Origin of the sequence: Wolbachia endosymbiont (group A) of Nomada flava, from assembly GCF_964027055.1 — a bacterium.
Classification (GTDB): Bacteria; Pseudomonadota; Alphaproteobacteria; order Rickettsiales; family Anaplasmataceae; genus Wolbachia; species Wolbachia pipientis.
In genome coordinates this window covers 308,128-320,067 of the sequence record NZ_OZ034725.1, presented here as the reverse complement: position 1 = coordinate 320,067, position 11,940 = coordinate 308,128, and the positions used below count along the sequence as shown (strand labels likewise).

The window sequence follows — 11,940 nt, the reverse complement described above, 5'->3', positions numbered from 1 at the left end:
TCCAAAAACGTCTTAACTTTCTCTCTACTTTTTCTGGGTAAGGTCAAATTTGATGACACCTTTTTGTTCATTAACTGCAGTAACAAATTCAAGTTTTCCGATATCAATGCCAATAAAATTTTGATAAGATGTAACCATAAAAAACCTCGAGAGTTTAAGTTAAAATTTAAGATTGTAAACGGGTGCATATATATGTCCCAAGCAACTATTCAAACGTCTCGAAGAATAGACCTTGATATCTACGTATGTTATAATACTACCGTCTTACGGTCGCTCAAGCCTGCGATAATCACATTTTTATAGAGTTATCTTCCTTCTTGCTTCTTTTATATCACATTTCCAACTTACAACCGTCATAAAGGAACCAGTGTCAGCTACTTGGATGACGGGAGAAGGCGCTACTTGGATGACAGATAGTAGTGCGAAAGTCTCTTACAACTTACTTTTAATTAGTCTAACCCATGCGTGCCAATCCCTCTCACCAAGATTGCTTTCAAAAGATAGGAGATCCTTTACAGCTTTTAAGCAAATTTCTTCACTTGGAATTGATAACTCCTTATTCATTGCTAACGTTAAACATTGAGTTTTGCACGCTTGTTCTAAATGATACGTGTAAAACATTGCTTCTTGTATAGTCCGACCACACGTTATAGATCCATGATTACGCATTAACATGACAAAATTTTCTTTCAGATCAGCTATTAACCTCTTTCCTTCTGTATCGCTAAGTGCTAGGGAATTATAATTATGGTAAGAGATTTTATTGTAAAAGTGCAGTGCCCATTGACTTATAGGAAGCAGCCCATCTTTGAGAGAAGAAACCGCTACAATAGAAGGTGTATGCAAGTGAAAAATTGCTTGAATATCTTTCCTTGCTTGATAAACAAAACCATGAATTATATAGCCAGTTCTATTATATTGATATTCTTTGCCTTCAACTACATCTCCATCAAATGATACTTTCATTAACGAACGTTCATCTACTTCATCAAAACGCATACCAAACGGATAAATATAAAACGACTTTTGATCTTCAGAACGCACTGAAAGGTGAGTATATGTATGATCATCGAACTTAAGGTAGGACAAAATCTGATAGGCATAGACTAGATCCCTTTTTACTCTGCTCTTTGTTAACAACACAATCCTCTGTTAGAATCTTCTGAAGGTTTATACGCGAAAAGAGACTTGTAGTAAACTAATAAGTCTATGCCACTCTGTCTTGCTTTCTGAATACCAAACACTTTTGTGTTGTAGCTTGCTTAAAAATAGTTATCGTTATTATAGAGTTTATATACAGAATTTATGTTTTTAAATTACATAATATCTTAACTACAAAAATAATTTTCTATATAATATTTCATATGTTTTAAAGCTTCATTTTTATGTTATTATAAATGTAAGTTTCAAGATTGAAAATAATATGGTAAATATTAACACAAAAAAACAGCCAGCAGGATTTTTCATATCTCTCTCTGGTCTTTCGGGAAGTGGTAAACTTTCCACAGCAATAGAATTATCTAATATGATAAACGCATTAATTGTAAATAGTAAGTTCTATAACAATGTTCAAGCTTGCTCTATATACGATGGTGTCTTTGAACGTGATCAAATACCTAAAGAAGTTCAAGATAGAATATATGGCATTATGCAAATTATGCTTCAGGTAATAGAAAATTATCCGATTCACTCAAAAAATTACATATTTATTGATGAGTTGATGGAAAATAATGATCAGAACATGAGGATGTATGATTCAATAGTAAGGCTTAGTAAAAAAATGAACACAGAAATCCTTCCTGTGGTACTTAGGTGTGATCTACCGACATTACAAAAGCGTATTGCATTAAAAAGGCAAAGAAAAAATAGGAAGGTGATTAATGTAAATAGCATGATAGAGCAATGTAGGATTAACAATTTATTTACACCACCGAGTGCTATAGAGATAGAAAATTCAGATATGAGTATAAAAGAAGTAGCTCAAGAGATAGTAAACCAGATGCACAAGCTTAGCCAAATTAGCATGTACGCAAAAGAATAGTTTATAATGATTTCATATACTGAGGCTCATTTAAATATAGAGCTTCAACTTCTTTTAATTTTTGCTTGTTCTTCAGTCTATAATGAACTAATAGTCCTGCATGGCTAGCATTTAAATTGCAATCCATATGTGTACTGCTTGTAGCGTGACCAGGGTCACGTACTGCAGTTGGACCAGATAGCGGCAATAAATTGAAATCAAATAACTGCGTATAAAACCCTTGAGCATTTTTGATTATAGCTCTGATATTTTTTTTGCTATTTGCACAAAGCAAAGATATTGCGTAGGCTTGAACTTCCAGCGCACTAACTCCGTATAACGGCTTATTTGTAGCAAGATTTATACCTTGTGCAGCTGATATACCAACTCTAATTCCAGTGAAACTTCCTGGTCCAACTACTACCGCCAAATGATCTATTTTATCATAATTATAGTTGTGCTTATCAAACAAAGTACTTAGTATTTGAAAAAATGATTCTGCATGACGATTGCTGGTGAAATTGCGCTCTACAAAACAGTTACCATCATAATCAACTATTGCTATTGAACTACCAATACCTACAGTATCAATCGCTAAAATAGACATTACTTAAGCTTATCATAGAGTTTTGAAAATATCATAGTAAAGGCACCATTACCCATAACATTTGCTGAAGTGATTATTGGATCAAACACTATATACAATGCTGTGATTAACGAAAGCATTTCTGGAGAAAATTTGAGGTATTTCTCAAGAATAGGTAGCATTACCATAATTCCTCCTGCCGGCACTGCAACGATAGCAAACTTAAATAACAAAAAATAGAGAAGGAAAGTTACATAGTCTGTTGTGCACAATGAATAACCGGAGGCAATTATCATTGATAATATTATGATAAAAAAGCAATCACCTACTAAATGAAAGCTAGCAGTTATTGGCACAACAGACGATGCTATGTCAGGTTGCTTTACATTTTTTTTGCTTCCTTCAAGACTAAGAGGCATAGTTGCATTACTAGACATTGTGCTCATCGCAGTAATAAATGCCGGTATCATATTGCCTATACTAGCTATCCAGCTTGTGATCTTGAATGAATTTGCTGCTCCATATAAGAGGAAAACATAAAGGTAGGTTGCAGATGCTATAATAATGAAAATTATTGAGTAATCCTTAAATATTATAGATAAAACTTGATCATGCTGCATTTTTAAAGCAAGCCCAAGTACAAATATTGGAATAATCGGCGTCAAAAACGTCTTCAAAATAAAGAGAGTTAAATCTAACATTTTGTTCGAAAGCTCTTTGCTTTTCTTGGGTAGCAGTGTGGACACTACTATGCTGGACACAAATCCACAGGCAAGGGCATAAAAATTAGAAAGCAATGCAGGCAGCCTAAACGACCATAAGGGAACAATTGTTTCTTCATACGTTATATCTTGTATTGAATGAGTGTTTTGTATGATAAAATGCCCAACAGAATAAGCTATTAAACTTGAAGCCAGATTTGACAAGAAGATCATTATAATAAGTAACAATATGAACTTTATAGCTGACTGCTTAAGATTGTTAACACTGCTAAAGATTAACGCAAAAATAATAAAAGGCATTATAAATAGCAAAACCTCTTTTATACTCAGGCTCGTTGAGTACAAGAAGGTTTTTGCTTCCATTGGAACTAAATGACCAAAGAATGCAACTGAAGTGATGACCGTGAGTAAGATTAATAGTTGTAGCACGTTCTTATATACCAATGTCCTATGGACATATATATGGTAAGTTAGTTGTTAAGTAAAGCAAAACTGTCTAAACTGCACAGCAAATGGTGTAATGAAAGTAGCTGACACTGGAATGACAAAGAAGAGTGAAATTAGCACTCACTTATTATTCGTGTCGTTTTCAGTAAAAGCCTCCTCCCATGTGCCTTGAGTTGCTGCACGGCTATACTCTGTTACTCTATTTTCAAAGAAATTCGTATGTTCCACGCCATTTAGTATTTCATCAAGCCACGGAATAGGATTATCATTAACATCATATATGGACTCAAGACCTAATTGCATTAACCGTCTGTTTGCTACGTAGCGTATGTAATTGCGCACTTCTTCTGCAGATAGTCCTTCAACGTCTCCGAAATTAAAAGCAAGCTTTATAAACTCATCCTCAAGCTCAACAATAGTGCGGCATGCAGAATATAATTCCTCTTTAAACTCATCGTTCCAAATTTCATTATTCTCTTTAATAAATGTATTAAATAACATAATAATTGAATTGGTGTGCAAAGTTTCATCACGGGCTGACCAGGCGATTATCTGCCCCATTCCTTTCATTTTTCCAAAGCGTTGGAAATTGAGCAAAATTGCAAACGATGCGAATAACTGCAACCCCTCGGTAAATGCACCAAACACTGCTAGGGTTTTAGCTACATGTTTTTTATCATGTTTTTTGCTTTCCTCAAATTCTAGCATATACTCATACTTCTTTCTCATAGCATCATACTTTAAGAATGCTTGATACTCGCTTTCTGGCATGCCAATTGTGTCTAAAAGATAAGAATAAGCTGCAATGTGTATAGTTTCCATATTGGAAAAGCTTGCAAGCATCATGCATATTTCTGTTGGCTTAAATATATTTGAATAATGCCTCATGTAGCAGTTATTTACTTCAATGTCTGCCTGAGTAAAGAATCTAAAAATCTGAGTTAGTAGATTTTTCTCTACGTTTGAAAGTTTAGTTTTCCAATCCTTTACGTCATCAGCAAGCGGAACTTCCTCAGGTATCCAATGGATTCTTTGTTGCTGCAGCCACGCATCATACGCCCAAGGGTAATTAAAAGGTTTGTATATTGGATCTGCTTCTAACAATGACATAAGACACCTATTATTTTCTAAAGTAAATATTATATTAAGTGATATTGAGAATCAGTCAATTTAACTTTTTTGAAATTTGACGGCAGATAATTTATTAGTGTATTATAGCTTCAAGTAATTTATCAACAGAGATGCGAGTATTAATATCTTTTATTTTATTATTTACAGTGAGCTGCACTCACACTATTCACAATCACGGAGCTCCTGGCATTAGTGTTGAATTATGGAGCAAGATAAAAGTAGGTGACGATAAAGAAAAAGTGGTTCACACTTTAGGATCACCAACATTAGTATCAAAGTTCGATGACAATGTTTGGTACTATGTCTCATATAAAATTAAACAAGCCAACTTTTTAGGAAAAAGGAAGTATAGTAGTAAGTCTCTGCAAATTTCATTCGACCAGGACGGTAAAGTTGAAGATACAAAAGAAACTGACATCTTAGAGAGATCTTTGGCTGTTTCTGATTGAAAGTTTGCTAACTATAGAGTTTTTCTCACTCTTCTTTGCATCCAAGAACCGTATAACGTCATCCCAGTGCCCAGACACTGGAATCCAGGAAATTTAATTGCAAGTAATGCATTGGGTTTGGTGAGTATGGGTTTTGCGTTATAGAATGAAGCACTTTTGATGAATTTGTAAAGAAAACTGGATCCCAGTGTCTGAGCAACAAGGACAACATTGCAAATTTAGAGTTCAAAAGGGTTATTCCTCGAGAACTACTGCGTCAGAAAGCTGGCGCTGAATTTGTATATAATGTTGATCTTGGAGGTTTTTATGAATAATAGTGAGAGAAAAGAGAAATTAGAAACTCGTATTCTATCAAGTAGAGGTAGGTCTTTACTTGACCATGAGCTACTGGAACGTAATCTATCTGCGTGTGCAGAAGGAAGAGAAGTCGCTAAAAGGCTAATGGAGCTCTTTAGTAGTTTAGGAAGGGTAATTAATGCTGATTTTTATGAGCTAAAAAATGTTACAGGAATGAACGATGGAGCAATAGCAAGTATCTTTTGTCTGAAAGAGATTTTTGATAGGATACTGAAAGGTAAGTTAAAAAAATTGTCAATTCTTGATAATAGAGAAGAGCTACTAAAATACTTTAAAGCAGCAATAGGGCAGTCACGAAAGGAAAGCTTACGAGTAATATACTTAGATCGAAGTGATCATTTAATATATGAGTATATTCAAGACTGTGGAACTATAGACAGAGTACCTCTGTATGTCAGGGAAATAATAAAACAGGGATTACTGATTGATGCAGCATCTGTTGCAATTTCACACAATCATCCAAGTGGAGATATAGAACCTTCAAAGGAGGATGAGGATAACACACTTACATTAGCTGCAACCTGTGAAAATGTAGGAATGAAATTAATAGATCATATAATCGTAACACAGAAAAGCCACTTTAGTTTTTATGACAGTGGTTTATTGTAATCTGTAGACCGGAAGGAAAGTTCTCCAACTTTCCTTCTTTTTTTCACTTTATAAATTAAAAAATTCAATATAAGCTTGAACAGCTAAAATTAGTAATGAAAGGTGGAATTAGGCAAAAAAATAAAAGAGCTTAGGTTATACTGTGGTTTGACACAAACTGAATTAGGAAAAAGAATAGGTGTTTCATATAGACAGATACAAAGGTACGAAAATGGTTCAAATTGCATTTTAGCTAGTAGACTATATGACTTAGCAAAAGCCCTATCGATTGATGTTGCTGATTTTTTTACTGATGTGCATGACGACTCACATGAAGCTTATGATGAGGAGATATTAAAATTAGTTAAAGGATACAATGAAATTAAGAGCAAAAGGTTACGTAGTGTAGTTTATATATTGGTAAAATCTTTTTCTCAAAGTATATTATCTGATACGTAAAATGACCATACAACATCCTATCGATAAGCAAATAGGTGAAAGAATAAGGAAAAGAAGGCTAATGTGTGGTTTTAGCCAAAGAGACTTAGGAAAAAAGCTTGAAATTTCATTTCAGCATATACAAGGATATGAAACTGGAGAGGTAAGGCTTGTAGTTGATAGATTATATAATTTGGCAGAAGCTTTGTCAGTTGATATGTCATATTTTTTTACTAAAACCTCTGAAGACTTACGTGATAAGGCCTTCCATAGTGATGTAGGTAGCGAAGAAATATCAAGATTAGTAAGAGAATATAGAAAAATTAAAGATGAAACATTGCGTGATATTGTGCATTCAGTGATAAAGGCTCTTGCTAACAAATAGTACAAATTTTAAAGTTCAGGTATTTTTTATAATATAAAACACTTCTACAAGCAATACTAATTAAAGTAAATTATTTATGGTAAATTTGATTAAGTTTTAAAAACTACTTTACTTTGTAATAGTTAAATTGTTTACTATTTATTTCTGATAGACAAGTGGCTATGTGAAACATAGCCACTTGTCTCCAATCAAGAACGTCCTACGGATGTCGTTTTGTTGTCTTTTAATTTATTCACCCAAGAAAAGGTCTCACTACTTTTAGAATTTTGGTCGCCCCACCTTCCACATCTAGTAAAACAGCCTTTTTCTACTGCTTCTTTAACAGACATTCCACCAAATAAACAACCCTTTCCTACGATTTCTCCTATTTCTTGCAACTCGTTCCACATTTCTTCATCTTCTACCTCAATTTGTACTTGATTATAGTCTGCTGTGTCATGGTATACCATTAAATTTAGCTCTCCTAGGCTAGTATAAAATGTGACTGCAAAAGCACTGTTATCCGATATATCCACGTAGTCTCTTTCACCGCCTTTCCCAGTTTTGACTTCAACTTCACCATCACCTATTTTTATAATATTGCCACCAAGGTTTAAGTCTCCTTTACTTAAGCCCAAATTTTTTGCACCTTCTACAACTTTAGCAACATCAACTATGCAGCTATGTGAAAATTCCATATAGAAGGTCTTATTATCGATTTCTACATTTTCAACAGTTCCTTCTATAGTAGCGTTCTCTCCAACTTCCCTGAGTTTTGTGAGCCTACTATATATTTGTGGCTCAATTTCTTTTTGCACCTTTTGATGAATTTCAGTTATTTTCTTATCAACTTGTACATTAAAATCTGCTCCATTTAATGCTAACTTCCTGATTATATCCTCTTGTTTATTCCCTTTGAATTCATCACGATACATCTTAAACATTGTAACGTTAGCGAAGCCAAAGCCATCTTCATTGGCAGCATTTATTCTTATTCCTAAGTCCAAAGCTTCATCGATAACTTTACTTAACTCGTTTATATTTTTAGCTGCAATAGCTTTTTCCAGGAATTCATTTAGTTTCATATTTTCATATTCACTTAGTCTTATCCTGCATAAAGCTGATCGAAATGGATTGAGCTCCTCAGGATATGTTAAGACAGGTAATTTACTAATCTTTTTATTCGCTGTTGGAGCAGCTTTTATAAAATTAGGTAATAACCCTTCTTTTGCTATTCGCTCTACCGCTTTTAACATTTTACTAGACAATTTTTTACCATTTATTTTTTTCATTGTAACCCTCACTTAATTTCATTACTATTCGATCATATCGTGATAAATATTATTTAATTGTTAATATTATACGACTTATTGATTTACTGTATGTTATAATAACAAGTTTTGCGGGCATTTACACTAGAAAAACACATCTTGTAAAAATTATTTCAATTTCAATCAAAGTTGGGTATTGTGATTGTAAAACTGAAAGAAATGGATCTCTTGTCTTACTCCACTGAAAAGTTGAAGAAGCATTGTCAGCTACTTGATAATGAAGAAAAAATAATTCTATATGAGCAGCTGCTAGACAAGGCTAAAGACATACTTGAAAATTCAAGAGATAATGTTTCTGAACTGAAAAAGATCAGTAAAGCTGCTGTAGCAATAGAGGAAACCACCGATAAGCAGTTACTAGAAAAGTTTAATGATGACCACCCGCTAAGAGAAGTGGACATTTTAATCTACTCTCCTCAGGGAAATACTGAATATCTATTCAGCATAGATAACTCGTCAGAGCTTTATGATTTAAAAGAAGATAAGGATAAAGCTCTTTATAATGCAGTAAAATCAAATGATGTTGAGCTTGTAAAAAAGCTGCTAATGATCCTTTTACCTACAGAAGTAGGTAATTTTGATGTAGAATACTTGGAAGAATTGAAAATATTGCTGTCAGGAATTCACAAAGAATTGCAATTATCACAAGATATGAAAAATTATCTTGTGAAGACGATAAAGTTCTATAGTTTTTTATGTAGTAATTTTAGCTTATTAGTTGCAAATCCTACTGATGTAAAAGCTATGATCAATCTATTTGCTACTCAACCAAATATTGATTACCAAATAGATAAGCTTCTGCTTTCTTTTATTGTGAGAGATGTTGAGGAAAAAAAGCTAAATTCTGAAATCAAACACATGATAGAGCTTCTTGAGCAGCATGAAAGATTTGCTGAGCTCGAATATAAGGTTAGAAGATTAAGATCAGAGTTTGCATGTGGCAAAAGCAGATATTCGGCTGAAGTAATACGAAATAGCATTGCAGAACGAGAAAAAGAGATGAGGGAAATTGAGAAAAAATACGTAAGGCCAAACGATTTAATTAGCGAGAGGCAGAAATTATTAAAGCAATTACTTTGCTAGCTTTTTTTCCACTTCATAAAATTTGTTGTAAATTTGAATAAGAGGTGAAAAGTGCAATTAGGTAAAAAAATAAAACAACTTAGGTTAGATCGTGCTTTGACACAGACCGAATTGGGAAAGAGAATAGGTGTTTCGTATAGACAGATACAAAAGTACGAAAATGGTTCAAATTGTGTTTTGGCCAGTAGATTATATGATTTAGCAAAAGCACTATCGATAGATGTTGCTAACTTTTTTACTGATATGCATACTGACTCACATGAAGCTTATGATGAAGAAATACTAAAGTTAGTCAAAGGATATAACGAAATTAAGAGCAAAAGGTTACGTAGTGCAGTTTATATATTGGTAAAATCTTTTTCTCAAAGTGATAATACATAGTTAATATTATCTGATACGTAAAATGACTATACAACATCCTATCGATAAACAAATAGGGGAAAGAATAAGGAAAAGAAGGCTAATGTGTGGTTTTAGTCAAAGAGACTTAGGAAAAAAGCTTGAAATTTCATTTCAGCATGTACAAGGATATGAAAGCGGAGAGATTAGGCTTGTAGTTGATAGGTTATATAAATTAGCAGAAGTACTATCGGTTGATATGTCGTATTTTTTTACCAAAGCCTCTGAAGACTTACATGATAAGGCCTTCCATAGCGATGTAGGCAGCGAAGAAATATCAAGGCTAGTGAGGGAATATAGAAAAATTGAGGATGAAACTCTGCGTGACATTGTTCATTTAGTGATTAAGGCTCTTGCTAATACAGGCTTTAAAGCATAAATTCTCTCCTTGAATCGTTGAAGAAAACTTAAACTTTCATTTTCTTCATCATTTTGCTTTTGATTTTCTTTCACTTTGATGCGTGTAGTTATACCCTACACAAAGTATAATGTTTTAAAAATAAAAACCTGCACCATAAAATATTGAGATTTAGAATATTAACTTATAAAGTCTTTTCGGCAGTTTTAGTGAGGGTTTATTAGCAAGGATGTTGGAGGTTAGAAATGACTATATCTGAAGGTGTAATACAGGGTATAAGGCATAATGATAAGAACGAGATAGGGGAATGATTTTTTGGTCAAGATGGCTTTGCATCATCCAGCTAAGTTTGATAGCTTAGAAGTAACAAAATTTTTAGTAAATAATAAAGGTGTAAGTTTTAACACTAAAACTAATGACGAAAACAAGCCTATTCATATTGCAGCTGATTTTTGAAATATTGATATTGTAAAGTTTTCTCTTAATCAGGGAGTAGAAGTTGGTACAAAAGGTAAAAACAATTGGACTCCTTTGCATTATGCTACCAATAAAGGATATCTAGGAATTGTAAAGCTTCTAATAGAAAAGCAACAACAAGAATCATTTATTAATAATTCTAAAACTACAGATCAGTCTACTATGCTGCCAAGGAAGGACATTTACCATCTGTAGAATTTCTCATAGAAAAAGGAGCAAGAATTGATATTAGAGGTTGTCCGGAAACAAGTAAAAGGCTATAATATCTGAAATTTTAGTACGGGGTAAAGATGAGAAAAAAGTATCCAACAGATCTAAGCGAAAGGGAATGGGCAAGAATAGAAAAACACTTCAGAGTATCATACAAGAAAGGAGGAAGGCCGCCAAAGTATAGCAAAAGAGAAATATTAGAAGCAATTTTCTATGTATTGCGTACAGGGTGTCAATGGCGGTATTTACCAAATGATTTTCCGCTATGGAAGACTGTGTATGAGCAGTTCAGGCAATGGAAGAAGCAGGGAATTTTTGAGAAAATGAATTATGAAATATAGTAGAAGAAAAATAGGAAGGAATGAGCAGCCGAGTGCCTGTATAGTAGATAGTCAATCTGTAAAGACTACAGAAAAGGGGGGATCAAAGGCTATGATGGAAGTAAAAAAGTAAAGGGTAGAAAAAGGCATATAATTACAGACACTCAGGGTTTTATACTAGGTTGTTACGTAGGCGCTGCTAACGAAAATGATAGAGATGGTATTAAAATAGCATTAAACAATATGAGAACAAAATATACTAAAGTTAAAAAAATGTGGGCTGACATGGGATACCAAGGAAGAAATTTAAAGAATCACATAAAGGAAGAATATGACATAGATATTGAAATTGTTAAAAGGCCTCCATGTAGATTTTGGGTGCACAAAGATACGCCACCTGAGCTACTACCAACAAGAGAACAAGGGTTTAAAGTACAGCCAAGAAGATGGGTTGTAGAAAGGACTTTTGCTTGGGTTAATAGGAATAGAAGGCTATCGAAGGAGTATGATTTACTCACAACATCCACTGAGAATTTCATATACCTAGCTATGAGTAGGGTTATGTTAAAGAGGGAATATGCTTGAATTTACTTGTTTCCGGACAACCTCTTATAGCCCTTCCCATAATAGTCCAAAAAGAGTAAGATATGGATTTATAGT

Annotated in this window: 16 protein-coding genes and 2 pseudogenes; 12 read left to right on the top strand and 6 right to left on the bottom strand. The window is 33.6% G+C overall.

The annotated features are described in order from the left end of the window. Positions 1–42: 42 nt before the first annotated feature. A pseudogene (locus tag AAGD70_RS01635) lies at positions 43–138 on the bottom strand (IS110 family transposase); the annotation flags it as partial. A gap of 294 nt (positions 139–432) precedes the next feature. Next, positions 433–1,143 carry a class II aldolase/adducin family protein gene (locus tag AAGD70_RS01630; protein ID WP_065095388.1) on the bottom strand — a complete coding sequence of 237 codons (711 nt, stop codon included), beginning with the start codon at positions 1,141–1,143 and terminating at the stop codon, positions 433–435. 280 nt (positions 1,144–1,423) lie between these two features. Here AAGD70_RS01630 and AAGD70_RS01625 point away from each other — a divergent pair, with 280 nt between their 5' ends. After that, on the top strand, positions 1,424–2,041 hold the full coding sequence (locus AAGD70_RS01625; protein WP_065094942.1) for a hypothetical protein: 618 nt from the start codon (positions 1,424–1,426) through the stop codon (positions 2,039–2,041). 1 nt (position 2,042) lies between these two features. Here the strand turns inward: AAGD70_RS01625 and tsaB are convergent, their stop codons facing one another. The 3 genes from tsaB to AAGD70_RS01610 form a co-directional block, all read right to left on the bottom strand. Next, entirely contained in the window at positions 2,043–2,627 is a 585-nt protein-coding gene (tsaB, locus tag AAGD70_RS01620) for a tRNA (adenosine(37)-N6)-threonylcarbamoyltransferase complex dimerization subunit type 1 TsaB (protein ID WP_065094943.1), read from the bottom strand. After that, the gene (locus AAGD70_RS01615) at positions 2,627–3,757 is read right to left on the bottom strand and encodes a cation:dicarboxylate symporter family transporter (RefSeq protein WP_049973631.1); all 1,131 of its coding nucleotides are present in this window, start codon (positions 3,755–3,757) and stop codon (positions 2,627–2,629) included. The genes tsaB and AAGD70_RS01615 overlap by 1 nt, the downstream gene beginning before the upstream one ends. A gap of 138 nt (positions 3,758–3,895) precedes the next feature. Next, the gene (locus AAGD70_RS01610; RefSeq protein ID WP_065094944.1) at positions 3,896–4,885 is read right to left on the bottom strand and encodes a ribonucleotide-diphosphate reductase subunit beta; all 990 of its coding nucleotides are present in this window, start codon (positions 4,883–4,885) and stop codon (positions 3,896–3,898) included. 131 nt (positions 4,886–5,016) lie between these two features. Between AAGD70_RS01610 and AAGD70_RS01605 the strand changes: the two genes are divergently transcribed. From AAGD70_RS01605 to AAGD70_RS01590, 4 genes are all read left to right on the top strand, one after another. Beyond that, positions 5,017–5,355 (top strand): outer membrane protein assembly factor BamE, encoded by a 339-nt coding sequence (locus AAGD70_RS01605; RefSeq protein ID WP_006279908.1) that lies wholly within the window; start codon positions 5,017–5,019, stop codon positions 5,353–5,355. 306 nt (positions 5,356–5,661) lie between these two features. Further along, on the top strand, positions 5,662–6,321 hold the full coding sequence (locus AAGD70_RS01600; RefSeq protein WP_065094945.1) for a RadC family protein: 660 nt from the start codon (positions 5,662–5,664) through the stop codon (positions 6,319–6,321). A gap of 102 nt (positions 6,322–6,423) precedes the next feature. After that, a complete protein-coding gene (locus AAGD70_RS01595) occupies positions 6,424–6,759 on the top strand; it encodes a helix-turn-helix domain-containing protein (RefSeq protein ID WP_065094946.1) in 336 nt (111 codons plus the stop codon). 1 nt (position 6,760) lies between these two features. Further along, positions 6,761–7,123, top strand: a complete 363-nt coding sequence (locus AAGD70_RS01590) for a helix-turn-helix domain-containing protein (RefSeq protein ID WP_065094947.1) — start codon at positions 6,761–6,763, stop codon at positions 7,121–7,123. Between the two features lie 188 nt (positions 7,124–7,311). On the opposite strand, the gene AAGD70_RS01585 is transcribed toward AAGD70_RS01590, so the two are convergent. Further along, a complete protein-coding gene (locus AAGD70_RS01585) occupies positions 7,312–8,394 on the bottom strand; it encodes a hypothetical protein (protein WP_065094948.1) in 1,083 nt (360 codons plus the stop codon). Positions 8,395–8,571: 177 nt separating this feature from the next. Here AAGD70_RS01585 and AAGD70_RS01580 point away from each other — a divergent pair, with 177 nt between their 5' ends. From AAGD70_RS01580 to AAGD70_RS01560, 7 genes and pseudogenes are all read left to right on the top strand, one after another. Continuing rightward, positions 8,572–9,516: a hypothetical protein gene (locus AAGD70_RS01580; RefSeq protein WP_245611053.1), complete on the top strand. Its 945-nt coding sequence runs from the start codon at positions 8,572–8,574 to the stop codon at positions 9,514–9,516. Between the two features lie 51 nt (positions 9,517–9,567). Further along, the gene (locus AAGD70_RS01575; RefSeq protein WP_007549995.1) at positions 9,568–9,897 is read left to right on the top strand and encodes a helix-turn-helix domain-containing protein; all 330 of its coding nucleotides are present in this window, start codon (positions 9,568–9,570) and stop codon (positions 9,895–9,897) included. Between the two features lie 22 nt (positions 9,898–9,919). Then, positions 9,920–10,294 carry a helix-turn-helix domain-containing protein gene (locus AAGD70_RS01570; protein ID WP_007549999.1) on the top strand — a complete coding sequence of 125 codons (375 nt, stop codon included), beginning with the start codon at positions 9,920–9,922 and terminating at the stop codon, positions 10,292–10,294. Positions 10,295–10,597: 303 nt separating this feature from the next. Next, positions 10,598–10,729, top strand: coding sequence for an ankyrin repeat domain-containing protein (locus AAGD70_RS01565; RefSeq protein WP_265017781.1), 132 nt, complete (start codon positions 10,598–10,600; stop codon positions 10,727–10,729). Between the two features lie 3 nt (positions 10,730–10,732). Further along, complete coding sequence (locus AAGD70_RS07735; RefSeq protein ID WP_082941406.1) at positions 10,733–10,945, top strand: ankyrin repeat domain-containing protein; 213 nt, start codon at positions 10,733–10,735, stop codon at positions 10,943–10,945. Between the two features lie 8 nt (positions 10,946–10,953). After that, on the top strand, positions 10,954–11,013 hold the full coding sequence (locus tag AAGD70_RS07730) for a hypothetical protein (RefSeq protein WP_406833392.1): 60 nt from the start codon (positions 10,954–10,956) through the stop codon (positions 11,011–11,013). Between the two features lie 27 nt (positions 11,014–11,040). Beyond that, positions 11,041–11,865: pseudogene (locus AAGD70_RS01560) on the top strand (IS5-like element ISWpi1 family transposase). Positions 11,866–11,940: the final 75 nt, after the last annotated feature.

What these genes read in the sequence shown, in the direction of transcription:
- AAGD70_RS01585 (WP_065094948.1), bottom strand. Translation starts at nt 8,394, where the DNA reads ATGAAAAAAATAAATGGTAAAAAATTGTCTAGTAAAATGTTAAAAGCG.
- AAGD70_RS01590 (WP_065094947.1), top strand. Translation starts at nt 6,761, where the DNA reads ATGACCATACAACATCCTATCGATAAGCAAATAGGTGAAAGAATAAGG.
- AAGD70_RS01610 (WP_065094944.1), bottom strand. Translation starts at nt 4,885, where the DNA reads ATGTCATTGTTAGAAGCAGATCCAATATACAAACCTTTTAATTACCCT.
- AAGD70_RS01605 (WP_006279908.1), top strand. Translation starts at nt 5,017, where the DNA reads ATGCGAGTATTAATATCTTTTATTTTATTATTTACAGTGAGCTGCACT.
- AAGD70_RS01600 (WP_065094945.1), top strand. Translation starts at nt 5,662, where the DNA reads ATGAATAATAGTGAGAGAAAAGAGAAATTAGAAACTCGTATTCTATCA.
- AAGD70_RS01565 (WP_265017781.1), top strand. Translation starts at nt 10,598, where the DNA reads ATGGCTTTGCATCATCCAGCTAAGTTTGATAGCTTAGAAGTAACAAAA.
- AAGD70_RS01570 (WP_007549999.1), top strand. Translation starts at nt 9,920, where the DNA reads ATGACTATACAACATCCTATCGATAAACAAATAGGGGAAAGAATAAGG.
- AAGD70_RS01625 (WP_065094942.1), top strand. Translation starts at nt 1,424, where the DNA reads ATGGTAAATATTAACACAAAAAAACAGCCAGCAGGATTTTTCATATCT.
- tsaB (WP_065094943.1), bottom strand. Translation starts at nt 2,627, where the DNA reads ATGTCTATTTTAGCGATTGATACTGTAGGTATTGGTAGTTCAATAGCA.